This is a genomic window from Pseudomonas sp. GM102 (assembly GCF_000282555.1).
Lineage (GTDB): Bacteria > Pseudomonadota > Gammaproteobacteria > Pseudomonadales > Pseudomonadaceae > Aquipseudomonas.
Window position 1 is genome coordinate 31,462 of record NZ_AKJB01000063.1, and the last position, 24,049, is coordinate 55,510.

A 24,049-nucleotide genomic window follows, 5' to 3' on the forward strand; every position below is an offset into this window, starting at 1 on the left:
CGGCTTGCCCGCGGGGTTTATTGATCTGGATCTATGCTTGATGAAAAAACGGATGGCACTCGCGCGAGCCGTGGCGGACTAAATACCAGGACGCGCAAACGGCGCCCCTGCGCACTGACATGGATCGGACATGAACGAAACGAAGCTGCAAAACACCTCGCTGATAGTCTTGCTGACGCTGGTGAGCATCGCCTTCATCTGGATTCTGCTGCCGTTTTACGGTGCGGTGTTCTGGGCGGTCATCCTCGGTATTCTGTTTGCGCCGTTGCAGCACCAACTGCAACGCAAGTTTGGCTTGCCCCATAATCTCACGGCCCTGTGCACCTTGATTCTCTGTGTACTGATCGCGATCTTGCCGGTGATCACCATCAGTACCTTGCTGGTTCAAGAAGGCGCGGCGCTCTACAACAGAATCGAAAGCGGTGAATTGGACATTGCCGGGTATGTGTCGCAGTTCAAGCAAAGCCTGCCGCCATACGTTCAGTACTTGCTCGATCGTTTCGGCATGGGCGAGCTGAGCGGGCTACGGGAAAAAATCATCAAGAGCACGATGCAAGGCAGTCAGTTTGTCGCGACCAAGGCGTTCAGTTTTGGGCAGGGGACTTTTCAATTCGTGGTGAGTTTTTTCGTCATGCTGTACTTGCTGTTTTTCTTCCTGCGGGATGGGCCCGAACTGGCGCGCAAGGTTCGCTCGGCGATACCACTGGAAGATAGCCAGAAACGCCGTTTGCAACTCAAGTTCAATCGCGTGGTGCGGGCCACGGTGAAGGGCAACCTGCTGGTGGCGGTCACACAAGGGGTATTGGGCGGTTTTATTTTCTGGTTTCTGGACATCCCGAGTGTGCTGCTCTGGGCGGTGTTGATGGCGTTTCTGTCGCTGTTGCCGGCGGTGGGGGCGGGCATCGTCTGGATACCGGTGGCGGCGTATTTCCTGTTCAGCGGCGCTATCTGGCAGGCCACGGTACTCACTTTGTTCGGGCTGTTCGTGATCGGCATGGTGGACAACGTTCTGCGACCGATCCTGGTGGGCAAAGACACCAGAATGCCCGACTACCTGATCCTCATCTCGACCCTGGGTGGCCTGGCGCTTTTTGGTCTGAACGGTTTTGTTATCGGGCCGTTGATCGCGGCGCTGTTCGTGTCGAGTTGGGCAATTTTCATCGATTCCAAGCCCAAGGTTCAGCTGCCTTAAGCGCTGAGCTGGCCTGAGTCGATACGTTGCGACAGGGCTTGGGCGGCGGGAAGCGAGGTGAGCGGGCCGCTGATCGGTTCGCCGTCCTGCACCAGATACCAACAGGCAAGCAATCCTCGTGCTCTGAGTTGTGCGGGAACGGCGCTGCCGATAACGGACATGATCTGAACCTGGGCCATAAGTACCTCCATTAATCTATGGAGCTACCTTACGGATCGGACGCTTGAACGGACAATCAACGCTTTCGATAGTCGTCATTGATGCCAATGAGTTCTGCGGTCAATCCACCACTAGATCGAGCATATGCACCACTTCCTGCTCATTGAGCAGGCCTTTGCGCACCAGGTTTTCTGCCAGCAGCGAAAGAAATTTTGCGCTGCGATGGCCTTCCAGGTGTTTGAGTTCGGTCAGTGCGTTGTACACCTTGCCGGAAGTGCACAAGCCGACAATGCGATGCGGGTTTTGTGTGGGCATGAAGGTCGTCCTTGTTTTTATCAACCTGTTGTTTACGGACAGATCCAAGCTTGCGGATCGGACATGACATAAATATGACCAACTTTACCTGCCGGTACTGTCCCGACAGCGACCTTGACGAGATTTATTCAGACTTCGTCCAGCCAGTGGTCATAAAAAAGGCCCCGCTTCTAAAGCGGGGCCTGATGAGCGAGTTACCAGCGGTCGCCACGATAATAACCATGGGGAGGGCCGTAATAGCCGCGTGGTGGACCATACCCGCGTGGCGGACCGTAATAGATCGGTGCCGGGCGGTAATAGATCGGTTGTTGAACGTAGACCGGCGCCGGTTGGTAATAGACAGGCGGTGGCTGCACGTACACCGGTTGTGGCTGAACGTAGACCGGTTGCTCCACATACACTGGACGGTCGCGGCTGATTATTGCTGAGCCAATGATTGCCGAGCCGACGATCGCACCAAACACAGCCGGACCTTCCCAGCCGCCATGACCACGACCACCTGCTTCTGCCTGCCCTGCGATAGCGAGAGCACCGATCAGCAAGGCTACTGTGGGGATTTTACGGATCATGATAAGTCCTCGGTTCTTCGACCCGGCGCTCGCGTCTGCAATAGACACAAGTTGTCGCGGGGATACTTCTAAGACAGCATTTTTTTGAAAATCAGCACAGCCGTTGGGTAAATTTTGTGTAAGGTCTGTACCGGCTTCTTTACGGCTGTGTGCCAAGTGCAGACTGGCTTTTATGATCAATCAGAACCGGTGAAGTGGCTAATCCCGTCCATCCGAAAGTGCTATTGAAGGAGATTCCAATGCAGATGAACCCCAACAGAGACACTCAGCTGTGCATGTCACTCTCGGGGCGCCCCGGCAATTTCGGCCTGCGGTTTCATAACCATCTGTACGAACAACTGGGCCTGAATTTTTACTACAAAGCCTTCAGCAGCCAGGACTTGCCGGGCGCCGTGGGCGGCATCCGCGCCTTGGGCATCCGGGGTTGCGGGGTGTCGATGCCGTTCAAGGAAGCTTGTATTGCGTTGGTCGATGAGCTGGATGCATCGGCTGAGGCCATCCAATCGATCAACACTATCGTCAACACCAACGGTCACCTCAAGGCCTACAACACCGATTACATTGCCATCGCCCAGTTGCTTGAAACCCATCAGGTGCCCAAGGATTCGACCTTTGCCCTGCGTGGCAGTGGCGGCATGGCCAAGGCTGTGGCCAGTGCCTTGCGCGATGGCGGCTACAAAAACGGCCTGATCGTGGCTCGTAACGAGCGTGCCGGACGTGCCTTGGCTGAATCGTTGGGTTATCACTGGCAGGCGGAGTTGGGCGCTCAACGCCCGCAGATGCTGATCAACGTCACGCCCATCGGCATGACCGGCGGGCCGGAGGCCGATCAACTGGCGTTTGAGCCTGACGCTATCGCTGCGGCGGAAACTGTCTTCGATGTGGTGGCGATCCCCTCGGAAACACCGCTGATCGTGCGCGGTCGTGCCGAAGGCAAACGGGTGATCACCGGGCTGGAAGTGATTGCGATCCAGGCACTGGAACAGTTCGTGTTGTACACCGGCGTGCGGCCGACCGATGAGCAGTTCCAGAAAGCCGTGGCGTTTGCCCGCAGCTGACAGTTGACTGTACTGGCCCAATCGCGGGCAAGCCCGCTCCCACAGGTCCAGCGCTGTCCTTGTGGGAGCGGGCTTGCCCGCGATTGCCGCGACTCGGTCTTCAGTCTGCCCCGGTCATTTACCCGCGAATCCCCGCCTATACTGCTCGTCGGCAAGCGAAGACTTGCTTTCCAGCCACCGTGACCGAGGTTTTCATGCATCCCGCCATTCTCAACCTGGATCAGGCCGAACTTTTACCTCTGCCCGAAGAGTTTGCTCCCACCGGAGACGCTGCCGGCCGCTATCAGCAACGCCTGGCACGCATCGGCCAGCAACTGGGCGCGCAAAAGCTGGGTTATCGGTTGTATGCCCTGGAGCCAGGCATGCGTGGCAGTCCTTTTCATAACCATCGGGTTAATGAAGAGATGTTCTACATCGTGGCCGGGGAGGGGGAGATTCGCCTGGGTGCCGAACGCTTTCCGATCCGCGCCGGTGACGTGATCGCCTGCCCGGCGGGCGGTCCTGAAGCCGCGCACCAGATCATCAACACCAGCAACGGCGAATTGCGCTATCTGGCGGTCAGCAGTCAGCAATCACCGGACATTTGCGAATACCCGGATTCCGGCAAATATGTGGTGATGGACGACTTCAAGGTCGATGCCCAGGGCAATGCTTCGGGCTTCGTCGCCGTCGCCAGGCAGGCCGATGGCGTGGATTATTGGGACGGGGAGTAGCAGTTCAGAGTTGAGCGCGAACCCTGTGGCGAGGGAGCTTGCTCCCGTTCGGCTGCGAAGCAGTCGCAAGGCAGGCAAACCCGGTGAGCCAGACGTAATGCGTTGACAGGTTTGGGGCCGCTTCGCGACCCAGCGGGAGCAAGCTCCCTCGCCACAAGGACCTCAGTGATTATTCGAGGCGTGCCAGCCGTTCTTCCAGCGCTGCAATCCGCGCTTCAAGCTCTTCGATTCGCTCAACCGACACACCGCCACCGGCCCCACGTTCCACAGGATTTTGCCGGGCAGCCAGGATCGTTTCGATATCCGCCGGATCACCCAGTGCATGCATGTAACGGTCTTCGCGCTGGCCGGCCTGGCGCGGGATCAACAACGCCAGACCCCTGGCGATCAAGCGCTCGAGCTGATGCACCACCTGCTCGGCATCTTCGAAGTCATGCATGCGGCCGCTGCGGGTCAGCAGTTCGTTGACCGTCTGCGGACCGCGCAGAAACAACAGCCCCGTCAGAATCACCTGCGCCGGCACCAGTTCCAGCGCCTTGTCGACCCGATGCTCCCAGCGGTCGGCACGGCTGCCCATCACCAGTCGGGTGAAACCACGACCTTCCAGAACGCGCAGGCTCTGGCCGACCTGGCCCTGGCTGAGGTTCATTACCGGTTCGCGGCTGGTTTTCTGGTTGCAGGCAATCACCAGCGCATTAAGCGTCAGCGGATAGGTTTCCGGGCTGGTGGCCTGTTTCTCGATCAACGAGCCCAGAATGCGGATTTCCGTGCTGTTAAGACGCGGTTCGTCGGAGGTCGTTTCTTGCTCAGTGCTCATCGCGCTTTTCCCTAGGCAGTCGAAGCGGCTAGCCTAATCCTTGCTGGATAAAAGACAAGCCGCAGGTCGGTCGGGCATGGCTATAATCGCTCCACGTTTTTACTCCTGTCACCCACACGAGACCACTATGACCATTTCCCTATACGCCGCTTCCGTTCCGGTTTTCCAGCAAATGCTCAATGCCCTGAGCAATAACCTGAGCAAGGCCGAAGCCCACGCTACGGCGAAAAACATCGACCCGAACGCATTCCTGCAAGCCCGTCTGTACCCGGACATGTTCCCGCTGGTGCGTCAGGTGCAGATTGCTGTTGATTTCGCCAAAGGCGTTTCGGCGCGTCTGGCTGAAGTCGAACTGCCGAAATATGACGACACCGAAACCACCTTCGCCGAACTGCAAGCGTTGATCGCCAAGGTCCTGGCTTTCATCGGCGAGATCAAACCCGAGCAGATCGACGGCAAGGAAGGCATCGAGATCGTTACCCGTCCAGGCACGCCTAAAGAGAAGCGCTTCACTGGCCAGGCTTACCTGCTGAGCTATGGTTTGCCGCAGTTCTTCTTCCACGTGACCACCGCTTACGCACTACTGCGTCACAACGGCGTGGAAGTGGGCAAGCGCGATTACATGGGCGCGTTCTAAACCGCCCAGATACAAAAAAGCCCGCCAAGGTGTAAGCCTTGGCGGGCTTTTTCATTTTGCCTTCTGTAGGCGCCAGGCTTGCCGCGGAACCTGTGGGAGCGGGCAAGCCTGGCTCCTACAGGTGCGTTTTACGCCAAACGCTGCGCCTTCAGCTCTTCACGCTGGCACGCCGCCGCGGTGAACAGCACGTCGGTGGAGGAGTTCAGCGCAGTTTCCGCCGAGTCCTGCAACACACCGATGATGAAGCCGACTGCCACCACCTGCATGGCGATTTCGCTCGGGATGCCGAACAGACTGCACGCCAGTGGAATCAGCAACAGCGAACCTCCGGCCACGCCCGAGGCGCCACAGGCACAGATCGCCGCGACAATGCTGAGCAGGATGGCTGTCGGAATGTCCACGGCGATGCCCAGGGTATGCACGGCGGCCAGGGTCAACACGGTGATGGTGATCGCAGCGCCGGCCATGTTGATGGTGGCGCCGAGCGGGATCGACACCGAGTAAGTGTCTTCGTGCAGGCCCAGGCGCTTGCTCAACTCCAGGTTGACCGGAATATTCGCCGCCGAACTACGGGTGAAGAAGGCGGTGATGCCGCTCTCGCGCAGGCAGGTGAGTACCAGCGGATACGGGTTGCGACGCAGCTTCCAGAACACAATGGCCGGGTTCATCACCAGCGCCACGAACAGCATGCAGCCCAACAACACAGCCAGCAGATGCATGTAACCGATCAAGGCGCCGAAACCGGAAGTGGCAAGGGTCGAAGCCACCAGGCCGAAGATCCCCAACGGCGCGAAGCGAATCACCAGGCGCACGATCAAGGTCACGCCGTTGGACAGATCGCCCAGCACTTCGCGAGTCGTTTCGCCGGCATGGCGGATCGCAACGCCCATGCCGATTGCCCACGCCAGAATGCCGATGAAATTGGCATTCATCAGCGCGCTGACCGGGTTGTCGACCACGCTGAGCAACAGACTCTGCAACACTTCGCTGATGCCACCCGGTGCGGTCACCGCAACGTCTTGGGTCGACAGCACCAGGCTCGACGGAAACAGCGTACTGGCGATCACCGCCACCACGGCCGCCGCGAAGGTGCCCAGCAAATACAGAAACAGAATTGGCCGGATGTGGGTTTCCTGGCCGTGCTTATGGTTGGCAATAGAGGCCATGACCAGCACGAACACCAGAATCGGCGCGACAGCCTTGAGCGCCGAGACGAACACTTTGCCGATGAAGGCGGTGGACTTGGCCAGCTCAGGCGCGAACAGCGCCAGGGTAATCCCGGCGATCAGGCCGATGATGATTTGCGTGACCAGGCTGCTGTGTTTCAGGCGTTGCAAGAGAGAAGGGGATGAAGCGGTCATAACGGCATCTCTGATTTTATTAGGGTGCAGGGTTCCTTGGCTCATGCAGCAAAAAGCCGGGCAGGCCACATGGAGGGAACCGAAAGGGTCGCTACATCAATGCCAGTGAATGGCCGATGAGCAAAGTGTAAGTACCGCAGGGTCGCGGACTTTATCACAGCGTAGCCGTGATCCTTCAGACCTGTGACGATCTGCCACCCGATTGCTCAACGCGATTTGCAGGTTCGTGCAACTTCGTCCGGAAACTCTCTGTTAAGCTTCGCCATCCTCATTTTCAAGTTCTGCCAGTGAGCCTTCGGGCTGTCGCTGGTGTCGTCGTTTTTCTGGAGTTCTGCATGCTGTTGCCCATTCTTCTGTTGTCCGCCGCCGGTTTTACGGTGCTGACCACGGAGTTCATCATCGTCGGCCTGTTGCCGGCAATCGCCCGTGATCTGGACGTCAGCATCCCTCAAGCGGGTTTGCTGGTGACCCTGTTCGCCTTTACCGTGGCCGCCTTCGGGCCGTTCCTGACGGCGTACTTCGCCAGGTTTGAACGGCGCAAATTGTTTATCAGTGTGCTGATCATGTTCGGTCTGGCCAACACACTGGCGGCACTGGCGCCGAACATCGGGGTGATGGCCGTTGCGCGATTGATTCCGGCGTTGGGGCTGCCGGTGTTCTGGGCGTTGGCCAGTGAGACCGCGGTGGACATCGTCGGGCCGGACTACGCCGGGCGGGCCATCGCCAAGATCGGTTTCGGCATTGTCTGCGCCACGGTGTTCGGTATTCCGGTGGGTACGCTGATTTCCGATGCGTTCGGCTGGCGCAGTGCTTTCGGCATTCTGGCGGTGATCGCGTTTGCCAAGGCGTTGCTGCTGTTTATTTACCTGCCGAAAACCAACCTGCACCAGCATCAGGTGAGTTTTCGCTCGCAGTTCAAAATTCTGCGCAGCCCGTTGATGCTGGGGCATGTGCTGTTATCGATCCTGGTGTTCAGCGGCATGTTCACCGCGTACACCTACCTGGCGGACATTCTTGAGCGCCTTGCCGGTTTCAACGGTACGGTGGTCGGCTGGTGCCTGATGGGCTTTGGTGCGGTCGGCTTGATCGGCAATTCGCTGGGCGGCCGTGCGGTGGATCGGCATCCGCTGATCGCTTCTGTGACGTTTTGTGCGTTCATGATTGCCGGCATGGTGGCCTTGGTGCCGAACATTCATTCACCCCTTGGTCTGGCGGCAGCGATGGGTATTTGGGGCGTGACTCAGGCCGCACTGTTCCTGGTCAGTCACGTGCGCCTGATGAAGGCTGCGCCTGAAGCGCCGGCCTTTGCTGCGTCGTTGAACATTGCCGGGGCCAATCTCGGGATCGGTCTGGGCGCGATGGTCGGTGGGCGAGTGATCGACAGTGTTGGCCTGGGCGGCCTGGGTTTCGCGGCGGCCGGTTTTATCCTGGTCTCGATCCTGTTGGCGATGGCGCTGATGACCTTCAAACCTCGCGAAATCTGCGCCTGACATCTCACATCGCGGTGAACAACTCGCGTCGGGCACCTTCGGTAATCGCGACAATGCCGGGGTGCTTGATCTTGCGTTCCACCGAGATGGCGTAGAACGACTCGCTCACCGCATCGGTCTGGCCGATCAATTCCACGCCGCATTGGCGTTTCACTTCGTCGGCAATCACGCTCGGGCCGATGAATATCCCGCTGCCGGATTGGCCGAAGGCCTGCATCAAGGCGCTGTCGTCGAACTCGCCGACGATCTGCGGCTGAATCTGCTGTTCGGCAAACCAGCGTTGCAAGCGACTGCGCACCACGGTTTCCGGCCCGGGAATCAACAGCGGGGCGCCGTGCAGGCTGCGCGGGAAGTCCTGGCCATACTGCGCCGCCAATTCTGCGGTGGCGAAGAAGCTGATGCCGCATTCGCCGAGTTTCTGGCTGTAACCCTTGATGTCCAGATGCGAGGGCATCGGGCTGTCGGAAATCACCAGATCAAGGCGCTGAATCGCCAGGTCGGCAAGCAAGCGTTCCAGTTTGTCTTCGCGACAGGTGATACGCAGGGGCTCGCTCAACTCCATGGTCGGCGCGATCAGGCGATAAACGATGGATTTGGGGACTACGTCGGCGACGCCCACCCGAAACAGAATCTGTTGCTCATTGGGCTGCGCCCGTAGCATCAATTCCAGCTCACCACCGAGTTGAAACATCTGCTCGGCGTAGGACAGGGTCTGGCGCCCGGCTTCGGTGAGTTCCAGCTGCCGGCCGACCCGACGAAACAACTCGATGCCATAGGTTTGCTCGAGCAGGGAAATCTGCCCGCTGATGGTCTGTGGCGTCAGGTTCAGCTGCTCACAAGCGCGCACGATGCTGCCGGTCTTGGCCACCACCCAGAAGTAATGCAGCTGCCGATAATTCAACATGTTGGTGAAATCCCGTTGTTCACATCATCCGTAAGGCATACGCCATACGCTGTCTGGATTCGTTAAAACCGAAGTATAGCCGCTGAAAATACGAATTTTCCTGAAGTATTTGCTTCCTTAGAATGCCTCGCTATCGACGGATCGCCTTTTCGGTTCTGTCTGTTCTATCGAGGAAAGCATCATGAAGCTTAAAACCACGGCACTGCTGATTGCGTCTTTACTGGTGTTGGCCGGTTGCGACCAGGCCGAGAAAAGCGCTCAGCAATTGATGGGCAAGGCCGCCGAAACCGCCAAACAGGCGATTGACGATACCCACAAAGCCGCCGAGCAAGCGCTCAGCGATGCCACGGGCGGCTTGATCAGCAAGAAAGAACAACCGGCCAAAGAGACGGACAAAACCGACTCTTCGTCCCAGGAAATCTAAACCGTCTACAACGAGTCAGGACTGACCCATGGAATACCTTTTAGAACTTGCTGCAAGCCCCACTGCCTGGGTCGCCCTGGCCACGCTGGTGGTGATGGAAATCGTGCTCGGCATCGATAACCTGATCTTCATCTCGATCCTCACCAACAAGCTGCCCGAACAGCATCGCCAGAAGGCGCGGCGGATCGGTATCGGCATGGCGTTGATCCTGCGCCTGGCACTGTTGAGCACCATCGCGTTCATCGTCCAACTGACCGAGCCGGTGATCGAGATTCTCGGCCACGCGTTCTCCTGGAAGGACATGATCCTGATCGCGGGTGGCCTGTTCTTGTTGTGGAAGGCGACCACCGAGATCCATCACAGCATGGACCCGGCGCCGGATGATCCGACCTCGGCCACCTCGACGGTGACCCTGGGCTTTGCTGCTGCGATCGGTCAGATCCTGATGCTGGACATGGTGTTCTCCATCGACAGCATCATTACCGCCGTCGGCATGACCGAGCATTTGCCGATCATGATCATCGCGGTGGTGGTCTCGGTACTGGTGATGTTGCTGGCCGCTGACCCTCTGGCCAAGTTCATCAACGACAACCCGACGGTGGTGATGCTGGCGCTGGGCTTCCTGATCATGATCGGCATGACGCTGATCGCCGAAGGTTTTGGCGCCCACGTACCGAAAGGCTACGTCTACGCGGCCATGGCGTTCTCGGCCACGATCGAAGGCTTGAATATGCTGTCGCGTCGGGCCAGGCAGAAGCGCATCGCCGCTGAAGCTTAACCTGCGTTAAACGAAACGGCCGCCTGAACTCGAAAGAGTCCAGGCGGCCGTTTTTGTTTGGACGACCGAAAAGCGCTGGTCAGTGCGCGGTAGCGGGGTGTGCAGCGTTTTTATCGGTTTTCGCCACAGGTGCCGATTGAACCGGGTGATGATGGTGCCGGCGGGTAATACGCAAAACGCCCCACAGCATGGCGGCGGCCACGGCCAGCCAGCCGGAAATCAACATTATAATGGTCATTGTCAGGCTCATCAGTGCCTCCTCTTTGCCCTGCATCGGGCACACATTCGTCCTTGGTAAGTGACAGTCTAGCCGCTGCTGTATTTCAGGCTATTGACCAAAGGTCGCCTGTCATCAAACAGTTCGCTCTATCGAATGCAATCAACTGCCGGTTAAGGCTATACCGCTGCCGCGCGGCATCCTATGATCGACGGCCAAGCCGGCTGTACGATTGCCTGGCGTCTGAACAAGAGAGTGATGATGGTGCGGGTATTTTCTCGAATTCGATCTTTGGTACTGATCGTTGGCTGCGTTGTCGGCCTGGCTGGCTGTGCGGGGAGCGTGGCGCCAGAGATCAAGCGTCTGCCGGAGCGGGTCGAACTCAGCGGTACGTTCTACCGTGGACAAAGTTATCAAAGCGGGCCTCAGGTGCTGGCTAGTCTGCTGTCCCAGCAGGGCATCGTGATAACCCCGGGGTTGCTCGATAAACCACTGCATTTGCCGGGTGCCGAAGACCGCCTGCAGCAGAACATGCAGAACCTCGCCCGCGAATACGGGATGGTGGTCTACCCCCTCGACAAAAATTTGCCGGCGCTGCTGACCCAGGTCGCCGCCGGTTATCCGGTGATGGTGCGCTTCACGGAAGGCTCGGCGTTCTGGGCGGAGCCGCGATACGCCATTCTCGCCGGTTACAATCGTCAGAAGCAGACGGTGTTGCTGCGCGCCGGGATGGATCGTCGGTTGCTGATGGGGTTCAGCTCCTTTGAATCAGCATTCGAGAATGCCGGCGGTTGGGCCGTATTGATCCAGAAGCCGGACCAGATTCCAGCCAATGTCGATCAGTCGCGCTGGCTCAAAGCGGCGAGCGATCTTGCCCAGTCAGGTCAGGAACAGGCGGCAGCCCGGGCGAAGAAGGCGCTGACCGCGCAGTAAGTTTCCACTCGTCATCAGCATGGCACCGCCACGCTATGCTGAAGTCTCAAGTAGAGGGCCCGGATTTTTCCGGGACCATGAACAGGAGGCGTCCATGGCACAGTCCAATACCCCCACCGGCCCGCACTCGTCTGAGCATTCGTCTGATAATGAGTTGGGGTTCGACCCCGATTCTCCAGACCTCGCCGATCCTCAGGTCGACCCCATCGGGCCCGCCAAGGCGCCCAGGGATATAAAGCCGGGCGAGGAGGGCAAGAAGGCACCCGCGAAGCCTTACGACCCACTCGGTAATCTGAAACCCAAGTCTCAGTGAGGTGCGTATGTCTACCGATTCGAGCTTTGACGACAAACGTCCAGACCCTCCAGACAGTGTTCCGACAACCCCTGAAGCGGACCTGGACCCGGTAATGGATCCGGACAGCCCGTTAAGGGATCCCTTGGCCCGGCCGACAGTGGTGCCGACCAAGCATCCACAGGGCTGGAGAGACCCGAGTGCGGGGGATGGCATCCCGGATGACGATCAGATGCCGTTGCCCAATGATTAAACGTGGACAAAAAAAGCCCCGAATATTCGGGGCTTTCATTTACCGGTTGTTTACAGACGTTTCGAGCTTATTTCGATGCTTCCACCACACCGCTCTGGCGATGCTTGAGGTTCTTGTCGGACTTGTATTGCAGGGCAACGGAGGGCACGTTGGCGCTCTTGCCGGTTTCGACCCAGCTGCGAATCCGGCTGGCATCGGCAAAGTGCGTGTACTTGCCGAAGGCATCGAGAATCACCAGCGCCATCGGCCGATCTGACATGTGGGTCACCAGCACCAGGCAGTGACCAGCCGCGTTGGTAAAGCCGGTTTTGGTCAGTTTGATGTCCCAGTTAGGCTTGTTGACCAAATGGTCGGTGTTGCGGAAACCCAAGCTGTAGTTGGGTTTGCGGAACGAAACGGTTTTTTCCTTGGTGGTGCTCAATTGAGTCAATAACGGGTGCTTGTGTGCAGCGATCAGCAGTTTGCTCAAATCGCGGGCGGTGGACACATTGCGAGGAGAGAGGCCCGTCGGTTCGACAAAGTGGGTGCTGGTCATTCCCAGCGCTTTGGCTTTGGCGTTCATGGCGGCAATGAACGCGACATAGCCGCCCGGATAGTGATGGGCCAGCGTCGCGGCGGCGCGGTTTTCCGACGACATCAGGGCAATCAGCAGCATTTCCCGGCGCGGCAATTCGCTTTTGAGTTTGACTCGGGAAAACACGCCTTTCATTTCCGGGGTGTCGCTGATGTTGACGGAAAGGTATTCGTCCATGTTTTGCCGGGCTTCTACCACCACCAGGCCGGTCATCAGTTTGCTGACGGATGCGATTGGCACTACGACGTCAGGGTTGCTGGCATAGATCACTTTGTTGGTTTGCATGTCCATCAGCAAGACACTGCCGGAAGCGAGCTTCAGTTGTGAGGTGTCTCGGGGGGCTGCGGTGGTTTCTGCAGCGTTGATCGTTGGCGTGGTGAAAGTCCCTGTAAATGCAAAAAACAAGCTCAGGATTGAAAGACGGATTTTCACGCTGGCGGACTCATAAAAGGTGGATATACCGTTTTGTAACGGGCTGTTTCTTTAAAAAGCGACGCATTTTAGGAGTATGGCTGAAGAACTGTCGATGGTTGTTCGATGTTCTGATGAAAGCGCCTGGGCGCCTGATAAAAATGGGCTTTTCCGGCGGATGGTCGAGCTTTTTCTTCAGGCAAAAAGAACCCCGCGACTGGCGGGGTTCCTTTATGCGGCGCTTCAAGCAAGCGTGAACTCAGGCGTGCAGTGTTTCCGCGGCGTACAGCGTGTTTTCCAGCAAGCAGGCGCGGGTCATCGGGCCAACGCCGCCCGGTACCGGAGTGATCCAGCCGGCGCGGGGCAGGGCGGTTTCGTAGATCACGTCACCGACCAGCTTGCCGTCTTCCTGACGATTGATGCCGACGTCGATCACGATCGCGCCTTCCTTGATCCATTCACCTTTGACCAGGCCCGGTTTGCCGGCGGCAACCACCACTAGGTCGGCGCGACCGACATGGCCTGCCAAATCCTTGGTGAAGCGGTGGGTAACGGTCACGGTGCAACCGGCCAGCAGCAGTTCCATCGCCATCGGGCGGCCAACAATGTTGGAGGCCCCGACGATGACTGCGTCCATCCCGTATAGATCTGCACCGGTGCTTTCCAGCAACGTCATGATGCCTTTAGGTGTGCACGGACGCAGCAGCGGAATACGCTGGGCCAGACGGCCGACGTTATAAGGGTGGAAACCGTCGACGTCCTTGTCGGGACGAATGCGCTCCAGCAATTTGGAGGCGTCCAGGTGTTCAGGTAAAGGCAGCTGGAGCAGAACGCCGTCAATCGCCGGGTCGTCGTTCAGGCGATCGATCAGATCGGCCAGCGCTTGCTGAGTGGTGTCGGCAGGCAGGTCGTAGGCTTGGGAAAGGAAGCCGACCTCTTCACAGTCTTTACGCTTGTGCGAGACATAAACCTGAGAGGCAGGATCGCTGCCGACCAGGATCACCGCGAGGCCGGGCGTGCGCAGGCCTTGCTGGCGACGCTCGGCGACTCGTTTGGCGATCTGCTGGCGCAGGCTGGCGGCGATCGATTTGCCGTCGATTAGTTGTGCAGTCATTGCGCGTGATTAACCATCGAGAGGGGAAAAAAAGAGAGCGCATTCTCGCATGTCATGAGGTGAGGGCAAAGGCGCTTGGTCTGCAAATTCCCCTAACTCCTTTAATTAAATGAATTTTTTATAAAAAGGATTTGACGACATCTGGGGGGCTCTATACTATTCGTCGCACTTGTCGGGCACAGCCTAGCACTGGTTGATAAGGTTGAGCGGAGTTACGGTTCTGCAAGACTGAAAAGCACTTAGTTTGTAGTCCTTCAAGGGTACAGATTAACAAGGCGCCCGTAGCTCAGCTGGATAGAGCATCCGCCTTCTAAGCGGATGGTCGCAGGTTCGAGTCCTGCCGGGTGCGCCATTAGGCAGCTTTGGCACAAGTAGCGCGATATGGTGGGCGTAGCTCAGTTGGTAGAGCACGGGATTGTGACTCCCGTTGTCGTGGGTTCGATCCCCATCGTCCACCCCATATTTCGAAAGGCGCCAGATTAACAGTCTGGCGCCTTTGCTTTAACAGCTTCAATCCGCGGATGTGGTGGAATTGGTAGACACACTGGATTTAGGTTCCAGCGCCGCGAGGCGTAAGAGTTCGAGTCTCTTCATCCGCACCAAATAAAGCTTCAGTCTTGCCGGTTGGCTTGGTTGGGGCTCAACAAAGAAGTTGTTTGGCTTCTTTGTCACGCAATATGGTGGGCGTAGCTCAGTTGGTAGAGCACGGGATTGTGACTCCCGTTGTCGTGGGTTCGATCCCCATCGTCCACCCCATATTTCGAAAGGCGCCAGATTTAACAGTCTGGCGCCTTTTTTGTTTCAGTGGTTTGAGTATCGGCGGCTGCAGGTTGTGGGCCGCAGGGGCAGGTCGCTTCGTCGTATTTATGTTTCTCGATGATGCTCGATTTGCCCGCCGATCCCCTCGCGGGGTTGGCTGTCAGGGATGGATTGCCGATTCTTTCTATATATAGGAAGGTGGGTGCAGAGCCCTGGCATGACTGACTGTATTTGCTAACAGGGCGAGGCACAACCGTTTGTCCCCGCCTATAAATTGCCTGCTGCTTTTTTACCCGTTTTCAGTAGGGTGACTTCTTGAGTTTGACCCACTAGAATGCATGCCCTTGATTCTGGGGTCGGAAACGGCCGGCTAACGTCTGTGCAACGAGGAATATCCATGCAAGTTTCTGTTGAAAATACTACTGCTCTTGAGCGCCGCATGAGCGTCACCGTGCCGGCTGAGCGTATCGAGAGCCAGGTCAACAAGCGTCTGCAGCAGACCGCCCAAAAGGCCAAGATCGCTGGCTTCCGTCCAGGCAAAGTGCCAATGAGCGAAATCAAGCGCCGTTTTGGTGCTGACGCTCGCCAGGAAGCTGTAGGCGACGTAATCCAGTCTTCCTTCTACGAAGCTGTGGTTGAGCAGAAGCTGAACCCGGCTGGTCAGCCTTCGATCGAGCCTAAATCCCTGGAAGCAGGCAAGGACCTGGAATACGTAGCCGTATTCGAAGTGTTCCCGGAGTTCACCATTGCCGGTTTCGAAGGTATCACTGTCGAGCGCCTGAGCGCTGACGTGGCTGATGCCGATCTGGACAAGATGCTGGAAATCCTGCGCAAGCAGAACACCCGTTTCGAAGTCGCCGATCGCGCTGCTCAGAACGAAGATCAACTGAACATCGATTTCGTCGGCAAAGTCGACGGTGAAGTGTTCGCTGGCGGTTCCGCCAAAGGCACTCAGCTGGTGCTGGGTTCCGGTCGCATGATCCCTGGCTTCGAAGACGGTCTGGTCGGCGCTAAAGCCGGCGAAGAGCGCGTTCTGAACCTGACCTTCCCTGAGGACTATCAGAACCTCGACCTGGCAGGCAAAGCCGCTGAGTTCACCGTGACCGTGAACACCGTTTCCGAGCCTAAACTGCCAGAGCTGACCGAAGAATTCTTCGCTCAATTCGGCATCAAGGAAACCGGTCTGGAAGGCTTCCGCACCGAAGTTCGCAAGAACATGGAGCGCGAACTGCGTCAGGCGATCAAATCCAAGGTCAAGAATCAGGTTATGGACGGTCTGCTGGCCACCAACCCGATCGAAGTGCCAAAGGCTCTGCTGTCCAACGAAGTTGACCGTCTGCGCGTGCAGGCTGTTCAGCAGTTCGGCGGCAACATCAAGCCTGACCAGCTGCCGGCCGAGCTGTTCGAAGAGCAAGCCAAGCGCCGTGTTGTGCTGGGTCTGATCGTGGCTGAAGTGGTCAAGCAATTCGACCTCAAGCCTGACGAAGCCCGTGTTCGCGAGATGATTCAGGAAATGGCTTCGGCTTACCAGGAGCCTGAGCAGGTTGTGTCTTGGTACTACAAGAACGACCAGCAACTGAACGAAGTCCGTTCGGTTGTGCTGGAAGAACAAGTTGTGGATACTGTTCTGCAGAAAGCTAGCGTGACCGACAAATCGGTCTCTTACGAAGAAGCGGTCAAGCCGGTAGAAGCTCCACAAGCCGACTGATCGTTTTTGCGGTAAGAAGCACACACCATAAGCCAGCCTTCGTGCTGGCTTATGCGTATTCAAGACATAACTATTTGGGAGTGACTGCAGAGCATGTTCCGTAATTCGTATATTCAGCAGAACTCTGATATCCAGGCCGCTGGCGGCCTGGTCCCGATGGTTGTCGAGCAGTCTGCTCGTGGCGAGCGCGCCTATGACATCTACTCGCGCCTTCTCAAGGAACGAGTGATTTTTCTGGTTGGTCCGGTAGAGGACTACATGGCCAACCTGATCTGTGCGCAACTGCTGTTCCTTGAAGCGGAAAACCCGGACAAGGACATCCATCTCTATATCAACTCCCCGGGCGGTTCGGTGACGGCGGGCATGTCGATCTATGACACCATGCAGTTCATCAAGCCAAACGTATCGACCACCTGTATCGGTCAGGCGTGCAGCATGGGCGCGTTTCTTCTGACGGCCGGTGCTCAAGGCAAGCGTTACTGCCTGCCGAACTCGCGTGTGATGATTCACCAGCCACTGGGCGGTTTCCAGGGCCAGGCCTCGGATATCGAAATCCATGCCAAGGAAATCCTCTTCATTCGTGAGCGTCTCAACACGCTGATGGCCAAGCATAGCGGGCGCACTCTTGAAGAAATCGAGCGCGATACCAACCGCGATAATTTCATGAGCGCTGAAGCCGCGCGTGAATACGGGTTGATCGATGAAGTGATCAACCAGCGCCCCGCTTAATAATAAGCAGCTCAAAATAAGGTTGGTCAGCTGGTCTGATCACCGGCGGGCTTGAAAAAGCCCGCAATAGCCTTCATCTTGTGTTGCAAGCCTATCGGATTTGGATCGAACGAATGACTGACACCCGCAACGGCGAGGACAACGGCAAGCTGCTCTATTGCTCCTTCTGTGGCAAAAGCCAGCATGAAGTACGCAAATTGATTGCCGGCCCCTCGGTCTTTATCTGCGACGAGTGCGTCGACCTGTGCAATGACATCATCCGTGAGGAGGTGCAGGAAGCCCAGGCCGAAAGCAGCGCGCATAAATTGCCTTCGCCTAAAGAAATCAGCGGCATCCTTGATCAGTACGTGATTGGTCAGGAACGTGCGAAAAAGGTTCTGGCCGTAGCGGTGTACAACCACTACAAGCGTTTGAACCAGCGTGACAAAAAGAATGACGACGTCGAACTCGGCAAAAGCAACATCTTGCTGATCGGCCCGACAGGCTCGGGTAAAACCCTGCTTGCCGAAACACTGGCCCGCTTGCTGAACGTTCCGTTCACCATCGCCGACGCAACCACCCTCACCGAGGCGGGTTATGTAGGTGAAGATGTCGAGAACATTATTCAGAAGCTGCTGCAGAAGTGCGATTACGACGTAGAAAAAGCCCAGATGGGCATTGTCTACATCGATGAGATCGACAAGATCTCGCGTAAATCTGACAACCCGTCGATCACCCGGGACGTTTCCGGTGAAGGCGTGCAGCAGGCCCTGCTCAAGTTGATCGAAGGCACGGTCGCTTCCGTTCCACCTCAAGGTGGTCGCAAGCATCCGCAGCAGGAATTCCTTCAGGTCGATACCCGTAACATCCTGTTCATCTGCGGTGGTGCGTTCTCCGGTCTGGAAAAGGTTATTCAAAACCGTTCCACCAAGGGCGGCATTGGTTTCAACGCGGAAGTGCGCAGCAAGGAAGAAGGCAAGAAAGTCGGTGAATCCCTGCGTGAAGTCGAGCCTGACGATCTGGTCAAGTTCGGTCTGATCCCGGAATTCGTCGGTCGTCTGCCGGTACTTGCCACGCTGGACGAGCTTGATGAGGCTGCGTTGATGCAGATTCTTACCGAGCCGAAAAATGCTCTGACCAAGCAGTATGCCAAGCTGTTCGAGATGGAAGGCGTGGACCTGGAATTCCGGGCTGACGCGCTGAAATCGGTCGCCAAACGTGCCCTGGAACGCAAAACCGGTGCCCGTGGACTGCGCTCGATTCTCGAAGGTGTATTGCTCGACACTATGTATGAAATCCCCTCGCAGTCCGAGGTGAGTAAAGTAGTGATCGATGAAAGCGTTATAGAAGGCAAGTCCAAGCCACTGTATATCTACGAAAACAGTGAGCCGACTGCCAAGGCAGCGCCGGACGCCTAAGCGTCACACTGCTGGAATAAAGAAGGGGCCTTCGGGCCCCTTTGCTATTAACGCGTTTTAACATTTTATTTGCGCTTGTTTTTTTTGAAAACAGCCCCCATCTTGGTTTCAAGCTTACTTCCATCTGTTTACGGCCTTATGGCCGCCGTAGAGGCGAAATCATGAAGACAACCATCGAATTGCCTCTCCTGCCATTGCGTGATGTCGTGGTTTATCCGCACATGGTTATCCCGCTGTTCGTGGGGCGCGAGAAATCCATCGAAGCCCTCGAGGCAGCGATGACGGGTGACAAGCAGATCCTTCTGCTGGCTCAGCGTAATCCTGCTGACGACGATCCCGGTGAAGAAGCACTTTATCGCGTAGGCACCATCGCTACCGTTCTGCAGCTGCTCAAGCTGCCTGACGGCACGGTCAAGGTTCTTGTCGAAGGTGAGCAGCGGGGTGCCGTGGAGCGCTTCAGCGAAGTCGACGGCCACTGCCGTGCCGAAGTTTCGCTGATCGACGAAGTCGACGCGCCCGAGCGCGAGTCGGAAGTGTTTGTCCGCAGCCTGCTGGCTCAGTTCGAACAATATGTGCAGCTGGGCAAGAAAGTCCCCGCTGAAGTCCTGTCGTCGCTTAACAGCATCGACGAGCCAGGCCGCCTGGTCGATACCATGGCCGCGCACATGGCCCTGAAAATCGAGCAGAAGCAGGAAATCCTCGAAATCATCGATTTGTCGGCCCGGGTCGAGCACGTCCTGGCGTTGCTGGATGCCGAGATCGATCTGCTGCAAGTCGAAAAACGCATTCGCGGCCGCGTTAAAAAGCAAATGGAGCGCAGCCAGCGCGAGTACTACCTGAATGAGCAGATGAAGGCCATTCAGAAAGAACTGGGCGACAGCGACGAAGGCCACAACGAAATCGAAGAGCTGAAAAAGCGTATCGATGCCGCTGGTCTGCCAAAAGACGCGTTGGCCAAGGCTCAGGCCGAACTGAACAAGCTCAAGCAAATGTCACCAATGTCCGCGGAAGCGACGGTGGTGCGTTCTTACATCGACTGGCTGGTTCAAGTGCCGTGGAAGGCCCAGAGCAAGGTGCGTCTGGACCTCGCTCGTGCCGAAGACATTCTCGACGCCGACCACTATGGTCTGGAAGAAGTCAAAGAGCGGATCCTCGAATACCTCGCCGTGCAGAAGCGCGTGAAGAAGATTCGTGGTCCGGTGCTGTGCCTGGTCGGTCCTCCCGGGGTGGGTAAAACTTCTCTGGCGGAGTCGATCGCCCACGCCACCAACCGCAAATTCGTGCGCATGGCCCTCGGTGGTGTGCGCGATGAGGCGGAAATTCGTGGTCATCGCCGGACTTATATCGGTTCGATGCCAGGAAGATTGATTCAAAAGATGACAAAGGTGGGCGTCCGCAACCCGTTGTTCCTGCTCGATGAAATCGACAAAATGGGCAGCGATATGCGTGGCGATCCGGCGTCGGCGTTGCTGGAAGTGCTCGATCCCGAGCAGAACCACAACTTCAACGATCACTATCTGGAAGTCGATTACGACCTGTCCGATGTGATGTTCCTTTGCACCTCCAACTCCATGAACATTCCGCCGGCGCTGCTGGACCGGATGGAAGTGATTCGTCTGCCGGGTTACACCGAAGACGAGAAGATCAACATCGCTGTCAAATACCTTTCGCCGAAGCAGATCACGGCCAACGGTCTGAAGAAGGGCGAGCTGGAATTTGACGCCGAAGCGATCCGCGACATCATCCGCTACTACACCCGCGAAGCCGGTGTACGTGGGCTGGAGCGCCAGATTGCCAAGGTTTGCCGCAAGGCAGTCAAAGAGCATGCAATGGAAAAACGCTTCTCGGTGAAGGTCACTGCCGACATGCTCGAGCACTTCCTGGGCGTGCGTAAGTTCCGCTACGGCCTGGCTGAATCGCAGGATCAGATTGGCCAGGTAACGGGCCTTGCGTGGACTCAGGTGGGCGGCGAATTGCTGACCATCGAAGCCGCGGTCGTGCCGGGTAAAGGCCAGTTGATCAAGACGGGTTCTCTGGGTGACGTGATGGTCGAATCGATCACCGCAGCCCTGACCGTTGTCCGCAGCCGAGCGAAGAGCCTGGGGATTCCTCTGGACTTCCACGAGAAGCGCGACACGCATATCCATATGCCTGAAGGGGCAACGCCGAAAGATGGCCCTAGCGCCGGTGTAGGCATGTGCACGGCCCTGGTGTCAGCATTGACTGGCATTCCTGTACGCGCAGATGTTGCCATGACCGGCGAAATCACCTTGCGTGGTCAGGTGCTGGCGATTGGTGGATTGAAGGAAAAACTGCTGGCTGCTCACCGTGGCGGAATCAAGACGGTGATCATTCCTGAAGAGAACGTACGCGATCTGAAGGAAATTCCTGACAATATCAAGCAAGATCTACAGATTAAACCAGTTAAATGGATTGACGAGGTCCTGCAAATTGCGCTGCAATACGCGCCGGAGCCCTTGCCGGATGTGGTTCCGGAGATCGTTGCAAAGGATGAAAAACGCGAGTCTGACTCTAAGGAAAGAATTAGCACGCATTAGTACGCATTTGCCTGGGGGGCTTGTTGACAGTTTTTTAGAGCCCTTGTTATAAAGCGGCTCTTAAGTGTCTGTAGGCCATTCAGCACTCGTTTTTTTGCTTTCACCAAAAAACTTAGAATCAAACTCAAATAGATATAAGGGGACTTAGAGTGAACAAGTCGGAACTGATTGATGCTATCGCTGCATCCGCTGATATCCCGAAAGCTGCTGCTGGCCGTGCGCTGGACGCTGTAATCGAATCCGTCACTGGCGCTCTCAAGGCTGGCGACTCTGTTGTTCTGGTTGGTTTCGGTACCTTCTCCGTGACCGATCGTCCAGCTCGCATCGGTCGTAACCCACAGACCGGTAAGACGCTGGAAATCGCCGCCGCCAAAAAGCCAGGTTTCAAAGCCGGTAAAGCACTGAAAGAAGCTGTCAACTAAGTTCGATTCAGGTTTTTGCCTATCCGGGTCGGGGTCATTCCTGACTTGGCAGCGGAGCGGTAGTTCAGTCGGTTAGAATACCGGCCTGTCACGCCGGGGGTCGCGGGTTCGAGTCCCGTCCGCTCCGCCAGTTACGAGAAGGCGCATCCTCGGATGCGCCTTTCTTCTATCCGGATTCTACCCACGCTCCACGGTTGCCTAATTTTGAAGTTCAACCGTTTCTGGGGGACGCATGCTGCAGAATATCAGGGACAATTCACAAGGCTGGATTGCCAAGACCATTATCGGGATCATCGTTGTACTGATGGCTTTCACCGGTATCGAGGCCATTTTCCAGGCGACGACCAACAGCCAGGATGCGGCCAAGGTCAACGGTGAAGAAATCAGTCAAAATGAGCTGAACCAGGCGGTTGATATGCAACGCCGTCAGCTCATGCAACAGCTTGGCAAGGATTTCGATGCTTCCTTGCTCGACGAAAAAATGCTGCGCGAATCGGCCCTCAAAGGCCTGATCGATCGCAAACTGCTGCTGCAAGGCGCAGAAAAATCGAAATTCGCTTTCTCCGAAGCGGCTTTGGATCAGGTGATCCTGCAAACGCCTGAATTCCAGGTGGACGGCAAGTTCAGCGCCGAGCGTTTCGATCAGGTGATCCGTCAACTCGGCTACAGCCGTCTGCAATTCCGCCAGATGCTGGCTCAGGAAATGCTGATCGGTCAGCTGCGCGCTGGCTTGGCCGGTAGCGGTTTTGTCACCGATGCACAGGTTCTGGCCTTCGCCCGTCTGGAAAAGCAGACCCGCGATTTCGCCACCTTGAACGTCAAGGCAGATCCTGCTGCGGTGAAACTGACTGACGACGAAGTCAAAGCCTACTACGACGAACACGCCAAGGAATTCATGACGCCGGATCAGGTGGTCATCGATTACCTCGAATTGAAGAAGGCCTCCTTCTTTGACCAGGTCAGCGTCAAGGACGAAGACCTGCAAGCGGCGTATCAGAAAGAAACCGCGAACCTGTCCGAGCAACGCCGGGCTGCGCATATTCTGGTCGAAGTGAACGATAAGGTGACCGAGGCGCAAGCCAAGGCCAAAATCGAAGAAGTGCAGGCGCGTCTGGCCAAAGGCGAGAAATTCGAGGCTTTGGCCAAGGAATTCTCCCAGGACCCAGGCTCGGCGAACAACGGCGGTGACCTCGGTTATGCGGGTCCAGGCGTCTACGATCCGGCGTTTGAAAAAGCCCTGTATTCGTTGGCCAAGGATCAGGTTTCGGAGCCGGTTCGCACTGACTTCGGTTTCCACCTGATCAAGCTGCTGGGCGTTGAAGCCCCTGAAGTGCCTACGTTTGCCAGCCTGAAAGACAAGCTGACCCGCGAGCTGAAAACCCAGCAGGTCGAGCAGCGTTTCGTCGAGGCGACCAAGCAATTGGAAGACTCTTCGTTCGAGGCCTCCGATCTGGCCCAGCCAGCACAAGACCTGAAGCTGACCGTCCACACGTCCGCGCCATTCGGCCGGGAAGGTGGCGAAGGCATTGCGGCCAATCGTGCCGTAGTGACCGCTGCGTTCAGTCCTGAAGTGCTGGATGAGGGTGCCAACAGCACCGCCATCGAGCTGGACCCGGAAACCGTGATCGTGCTGCGCGCCAAGGAACACCGCAAGCCTGAGCAGCTGCCGCTGGAAAGCGTGGCTGCCAGCATTCGTGCGCAACTGACCAAGGAGCATGCCAGTGCTGCCGCCAAGACCAAGGCTGATCAACTGATCGTCAGCCTGCGCGATGGCAAGACTGCACTGGACCAGGCGATCGATGGCCAGAACTGGAAAGTGACTCAAGCTGCGACGCGTGCTCAGGAAGGGGTCGATCCGACTGTGCTGCAAGCACTGTTCCGTATGCCCAAGCCGGTTGCCAAAGACAAGCCGACCTTCAGCAGCGTGACCCTGGCCGATGGTAGCCTGGTGATCGTGCGTCTGAACGGCGTGAACGAAGCTGCGGCGCCGAGCGAAGAAGAGAAGGTTCAGTACCGTCGCTTCCTCGCCTCGCGCATTGGCCAACAAGACTTTGCGGCTTACCGCAAGCAGTTGGAGAGCGAGGCTGAGATCAAGCGTTTCTGATGCTTGACTGAGCTTTGCGCCACACAAGGACCCCGGCCGAAAGGCTGGGGTTTTTTATGGGTGCGCCAGGCATGGCGCGTTGCGCGCAAGCGCAACCAGCTTGGCTGTGGTGGCCTCGCTGGTGACTTGGAGGTGAAAGTCCTCTACACACCCGGCAAGGG

The 24,049-nt window shown here is 57.1% G+C and carries 25 protein-coding genes and 5 tRNA genes; 21 read left to right on the plus strand and 9 right to left on the minus strand.

Going from position 1 to position 24,049, the window contains the following annotated elements; genetic code table 11:
• The first annotated feature begins 130 nt into the window (after positions 1-130).
• Positions 131-1,192 (plus strand): AI-2E family transporter, encoded by a 1,062-nt coding sequence (locus tag PMI18_RS13130; protein WP_007901756.1) that lies wholly within the window; start codon positions 131-133, stop codon positions 1,190-1,192.
• Here PMI18_RS13130 and PMI18_RS13125 read toward each other — a convergent pair.
• The 3 genes from PMI18_RS13125 to PMI18_RS13115 form a co-directional block, all read right to left on the minus strand.
• The gene (locus PMI18_RS13125) at positions 1,189-1,371 is read right to left on the minus strand and encodes a hypothetical protein (protein WP_007901757.1); all 183 of its coding nucleotides are present in this window, start codon (positions 1,369-1,371) and stop codon (positions 1,189-1,191) included. The genes PMI18_RS13130 and PMI18_RS13125 overlap by 4 nt on opposite strands.
• A 100-nt stretch (positions 1,372-1,471) precedes the next feature.
• Positions 1,472-1,666, minus strand: coding sequence for a hypothetical protein (locus PMI18_RS13120; RefSeq protein ID WP_007901759.1), 195 nt, complete (start codon positions 1,664-1,666; stop codon positions 1,472-1,474).
• Positions 1,667-1,860: 194 nt separating this feature from the next.
• Positions 1,861-2,235, minus strand: coding sequence for a hypothetical protein (locus PMI18_RS13115; protein ID WP_007901768.1), 375 nt, complete (start codon positions 2,233-2,235; stop codon positions 1,861-1,863).
• 239 nt (positions 2,236-2,474) lie between these two features.
• Here PMI18_RS13115 and PMI18_RS13110 point away from each other — a divergent pair, with 239 nt between their 5' ends.
• Both PMI18_RS13110 and PMI18_RS13105 read left to right on the plus strand, forming a co-directional pair.
• Positions 2,475-3,293: a shikimate 5-dehydrogenase gene (locus PMI18_RS13110; protein WP_007901770.1), complete on the plus strand. Its 819-nt coding sequence runs from the start codon at positions 2,475-2,477 to the stop codon at positions 3,291-3,293.
• A gap of 194 nt (positions 3,294-3,487) precedes the next feature.
• Positions 3,488-4,006, plus strand: a complete 519-nt coding sequence (locus tag PMI18_RS13105; protein WP_007901772.1) for a cupin domain-containing protein — start codon at positions 3,488-3,490, stop codon at positions 4,004-4,006.
• 169 nt (positions 4,007-4,175) lie between these two features.
• Here PMI18_RS13105 and PMI18_RS13100 read toward each other — a convergent pair whose 3' ends face one another.
• The gene (locus tag PMI18_RS13100) at positions 4,176-4,823 is read right to left on the minus strand and encodes a YceH family protein (protein WP_007901774.1); all 648 of its coding nucleotides are present in this window, start codon (positions 4,821-4,823) and stop codon (positions 4,176-4,178) included.
• A gap of 127 nt (positions 4,824-4,950) precedes the next feature.
• On the opposite strand from PMI18_RS13100, the gene PMI18_RS13095 reads away from it, so the two are divergent.
• Positions 4,951-5,460, plus strand: coding sequence for a DUF1993 domain-containing protein (locus PMI18_RS13095; protein WP_007901777.1), 510 nt, complete (start codon positions 4,951-4,953; stop codon positions 5,458-5,460).
• A gap of 128 nt (positions 5,461-5,588) precedes the next feature.
• Here PMI18_RS13095 and sstT read toward each other — a convergent pair whose 3' ends face one another.
• Positions 5,589-6,821 (minus strand): serine/threonine transporter SstT, encoded by a 1,233-nt coding sequence (sstT, locus tag PMI18_RS13090; RefSeq protein WP_007901778.1) that lies wholly within the window; start codon positions 6,819-6,821, stop codon positions 5,589-5,591.
• A 335-nt stretch (positions 6,822-7,156) separates the two neighbouring features.
• On the opposite strand from sstT, the gene PMI18_RS13085 reads away from it, so the two are divergent.
• A complete protein-coding gene (locus PMI18_RS13085; protein ID WP_007901780.1) occupies positions 7,157-8,311 on the plus strand; it encodes an MFS transporter in 1,155 nt (384 codons plus the stop codon).
• Positions 8,312-8,315: 4 nt separating this feature from the next.
• Here PMI18_RS13085 and nhaR read toward each other — a convergent pair whose 3' ends face one another.
• Complete coding sequence (gene nhaR, locus PMI18_RS13080) at positions 8,316-9,215, minus strand: transcriptional activator NhaR (RefSeq protein ID WP_007901781.1); 900 nt, start codon at positions 9,213-9,215, stop codon at positions 8,316-8,318.
• Between the two features lie 181 nt (positions 9,216-9,396).
• Between nhaR and PMI18_RS13075 the strand changes: the two genes are divergently transcribed.
• Together PMI18_RS13075 and PMI18_RS13070 are read left to right on the plus strand one after the other, a co-directional pair.
• A complete protein-coding gene (locus tag PMI18_RS13075) occupies positions 9,397-9,639 on the plus strand; it encodes a hypothetical protein (protein ID WP_007901782.1) in 243 nt (80 codons plus the stop codon).
• A gap of 28 nt (positions 9,640-9,667) precedes the next feature.
• The gene (locus PMI18_RS13070) at positions 9,668-10,417 is read left to right on the plus strand and encodes a TerC family protein (protein WP_007901783.1); all 750 of its coding nucleotides are present in this window, start codon (positions 9,668-9,670) and stop codon (positions 10,415-10,417) included.
• Positions 10,418-10,496: 79 nt separating this feature from the next.
• On the opposite strand, the gene PMI18_RS13065 is transcribed toward PMI18_RS13070, so the two are convergent.
• Complete coding sequence (locus PMI18_RS13065) at positions 10,497-10,667, minus strand: hypothetical protein (RefSeq protein ID WP_238542614.1); 171 nt, start codon at positions 10,665-10,667, stop codon at positions 10,497-10,499.
• Between the two features lie 171 nt (positions 10,668-10,838).
• Here PMI18_RS13065 and PMI18_RS13060 point away from each other — a divergent pair, with 171 nt between their 5' ends.
• The 3 genes from PMI18_RS13060 to PMI18_RS30425 all read left to right on the plus strand — a co-directional run bounded on the left by PMI18_RS13060 (position 10,839) and on the right by PMI18_RS30425 (position 12,112).
• On the plus strand, positions 10,839-11,567 hold the full coding sequence (locus tag PMI18_RS13060; RefSeq protein ID WP_007901787.1) for a peptidase C39 family protein: 729 nt from the start codon (positions 10,839-10,841) through the stop codon (positions 11,565-11,567).
• A 94-nt stretch (positions 11,568-11,661) separates the two neighbouring features.
• Entirely contained in the window at positions 11,662-11,880 is a 219-nt protein-coding gene (locus PMI18_RS13055) for a DUF6021 family protein (RefSeq protein ID WP_007901788.1), read from the plus strand.
• A 7-nt stretch (positions 11,881-11,887) separates the two neighbouring features.
• Positions 11,888-12,112, plus strand: coding sequence for a hypothetical protein (locus PMI18_RS30425; RefSeq protein ID WP_007901789.1), 225 nt, complete (start codon positions 11,888-11,890; stop codon positions 12,110-12,112).
• A 67-nt stretch (positions 12,113-12,179) separates the two neighbouring features.
• Here the strand turns inward: PMI18_RS30425 and pbpG are convergent, their stop codons facing one another.
• On the minus strand, positions 12,180-13,118 hold the full coding sequence (pbpG, locus tag PMI18_RS13050) for a D-alanyl-D-alanine endopeptidase (RefSeq protein WP_007901790.1): 939 nt from the start codon (positions 13,116-13,118) through the stop codon (positions 12,180-12,182).
• A gap of 238 nt (positions 13,119-13,356) precedes the next feature.
• Positions 13,357-14,211: a bifunctional methylenetetrahydrofolate dehydrogenase/methenyltetrahydrofolate cyclohydrolase FolD gene (gene folD, locus PMI18_RS13045; RefSeq protein ID WP_007901791.1), complete on the minus strand. Its 855-nt coding sequence runs from the start codon at positions 14,209-14,211 to the stop codon at positions 13,357-13,359.
• Positions 14,212-14,486: 275 nt separating this feature from the next.
• On the opposite strand from folD, the gene PMI18_RS13040 reads away from it, so the two are divergent.
• From PMI18_RS13040 to PMI18_RS12990, 11 genes are all read left to right on the plus strand, one after another.
• Positions 14,487-14,563 (plus strand) — tRNA-Arg (locus PMI18_RS13040).
• A gap of 32 nt (positions 14,564-14,595) precedes the next feature.
• Positions 14,596-14,671 (plus strand) — tRNA-His (locus PMI18_RS13035).
• A gap of 57 nt (positions 14,672-14,728) precedes the next feature.
• Positions 14,729-14,813: transfer RNA gene (locus tag PMI18_RS13030), tRNA-Leu, on the plus strand.
• A gap of 78 nt (positions 14,814-14,891) precedes the next feature.
• Positions 14,892-14,967, plus strand: a tRNA-His gene (locus PMI18_RS13025).
• A 400-nt stretch (positions 14,968-15,367) separates the two neighbouring features.
• A complete protein-coding gene (gene tig, locus PMI18_RS13020) occupies positions 15,368-16,678 on the plus strand; it encodes a trigger factor (RefSeq protein ID WP_007901793.1) in 1,311 nt (436 codons plus the stop codon).
• A 93-nt stretch (positions 16,679-16,771) separates the two neighbouring features.
• Positions 16,772-17,407 carry an ATP-dependent Clp endopeptidase proteolytic subunit ClpP gene (clpP, locus tag PMI18_RS13015; protein ID WP_007901795.1) on the plus strand — a complete coding sequence of 212 codons (636 nt, stop codon included), beginning with the start codon at positions 16,772-16,774 and terminating at the stop codon, positions 17,405-17,407.
• Between the two features lie 113 nt (positions 17,408-17,520).
• A complete protein-coding gene (clpX, locus tag PMI18_RS13010) occupies positions 17,521-18,804 on the plus strand; it encodes an ATP-dependent Clp protease ATP-binding subunit ClpX (RefSeq protein WP_007901798.1) in 1,284 nt (427 codons plus the stop codon).
• A 161-nt stretch (positions 18,805-18,965) separates the two neighbouring features.
• Entirely contained in the window at positions 18,966-21,362 is a 2,397-nt protein-coding gene (gene lon, locus PMI18_RS13005) for an endopeptidase La (protein WP_007901802.1), read from the plus strand.
• Between the two features lie 149 nt (positions 21,363-21,511).
• Positions 21,512-21,784 (plus strand): HU family DNA-binding protein, encoded by a 273-nt coding sequence (locus tag PMI18_RS13000; RefSeq protein WP_002552737.1) that lies wholly within the window; start codon positions 21,512-21,514, stop codon positions 21,782-21,784.
• A 53-nt stretch (positions 21,785-21,837) separates the two neighbouring features.
• Positions 21,838-21,914, plus strand: a tRNA-Asp gene (locus tag PMI18_RS12995).
• Positions 21,915-22,016: 102 nt separating this feature from the next.
• Positions 22,017-23,888 carry a SurA N-terminal domain-containing protein gene (locus PMI18_RS12990; protein ID WP_007901828.1) on the plus strand — a complete coding sequence of 624 codons (1,872 nt, stop codon included), beginning with the start codon at positions 22,017-22,019 and terminating at the stop codon, positions 23,886-23,888.
• Positions 23,889-24,049: the final 161 nt, after the last annotated feature.

Coding starts and splice junctions, on each gene's coding strand:
- nhaR (WP_007901781.1), bottom strand. CDS start 9,215: ATGTTGAATTATCGGCAGCTGCATTACTTCTGGGTGGTGGCCAAGACC.
- PMI18_RS13070 (WP_007901783.1), top strand. CDS start 9,668: ATGGAATACCTTTTAGAACTTGCTGCAAGCCCCACTGCCTGGGTCGCC.
- PMI18_RS13125 (WP_007901757.1), bottom strand. CDS start 1,371: ATGGCCCAGGTTCAGATCATGTCCGTTATCGGCAGCGCCGTTCCCGCA.
- PMI18_RS13105 (WP_007901772.1), top strand. CDS start 3,488: ATGCATCCCGCCATTCTCAACCTGGATCAGGCCGAACTTTTACCTCTG.
- PMI18_RS13095 (WP_007901777.1), top strand. CDS start 4,951: ATGACCATTTCCCTATACGCCGCTTCCGTTCCGGTTTTCCAGCAAATG.
- clpP (WP_007901795.1), top strand. CDS start 16,772: ATGTTCCGTAATTCGTATATTCAGCAGAACTCTGATATCCAGGCCGCT.
- PMI18_RS13060 (WP_007901787.1), top strand. CDS start 10,839: ATGATCGACGGCCAAGCCGGCTGTACGATTGCCTGGCGTCTGAACAAG.
- PMI18_RS13130 (WP_007901756.1), top strand. CDS start 131: ATGAACGAAACGAAGCTGCAAAACACCTCGCTGATAGTCTTGCTGACG.
- folD (WP_007901791.1), bottom strand. CDS start 14,211: ATGACTGCACAACTAATCGACGGCAAATCGATCGCCGCCAGCCTGCGC.
- PMI18_RS13115 (WP_007901768.1), bottom strand. CDS start 2,235: ATGATCCGTAAAATCCCCACAGTAGCCTTGCTGATCGGTGCTCTCGCT.
- PMI18_RS13100 (WP_007901774.1), bottom strand. CDS start 4,823: ATGAGCACTGAGCAAGAAACGACCTCCGACGAACCGCGTCTTAACAGC.
- PMI18_RS13085 (WP_007901780.1), top strand. CDS start 7,157: ATGCTGTTGCCCATTCTTCTGTTGTCCGCCGCCGGTTTTACGGTGCTG.
- PMI18_RS30425 (WP_007901789.1), top strand. CDS start 11,888: ATGTCTACCGATTCGAGCTTTGACGACAAACGTCCAGACCCTCCAGAC.
- PMI18_RS13110 (WP_007901770.1), top strand. CDS start 2,475: ATGCAGATGAACCCCAACAGAGACACTCAGCTGTGCATGTCACTCTCG.
- tig (WP_007901793.1), top strand. CDS start 15,368: ATGCAAGTTTCTGTTGAAAATACTACTGCTCTTGAGCGCCGCATGAGC.
- PMI18_RS13065 (WP_238542614.1), bottom strand. CDS start 10,667: ATGAGCCTGACAATGACCATTATAATGTTGATTTCCGGCTGGCTGGCC.
- clpX (WP_007901798.1), top strand. CDS start 17,521: ATGACTGACACCCGCAACGGCGAGGACAACGGCAAGCTGCTCTATTGC.
- sstT (WP_007901778.1), bottom strand. CDS start 6,821: ATGACCGCTTCATCCCCTTCTCTCTTGCAACGCCTGAAACACAGCAGC.
- PMI18_RS13120 (WP_007901759.1), bottom strand. CDS start 1,666: ATGCCCACACAAAACCCGCATCGCATTGTCGGCTTGTGCACTTCCGGC.
- PMI18_RS13075 (WP_007901782.1), top strand. CDS start 9,397: ATGAAGCTTAAAACCACGGCACTGCTGATTGCGTCTTTACTGGTGTTG.
- PMI18_RS13055 (WP_007901788.1), top strand. CDS start 11,662: ATGGCACAGTCCAATACCCCCACCGGCCCGCACTCGTCTGAGCATTCG.
- lon (WP_007901802.1), top strand. CDS start 18,966: ATGAAGACAACCATCGAATTGCCTCTCCTGCCATTGCGTGATGTCGTG.
- PMI18_RS12990 (WP_007901828.1), top strand. CDS start 22,017: ATGCTGCAGAATATCAGGGACAATTCACAAGGCTGGATTGCCAAGACC.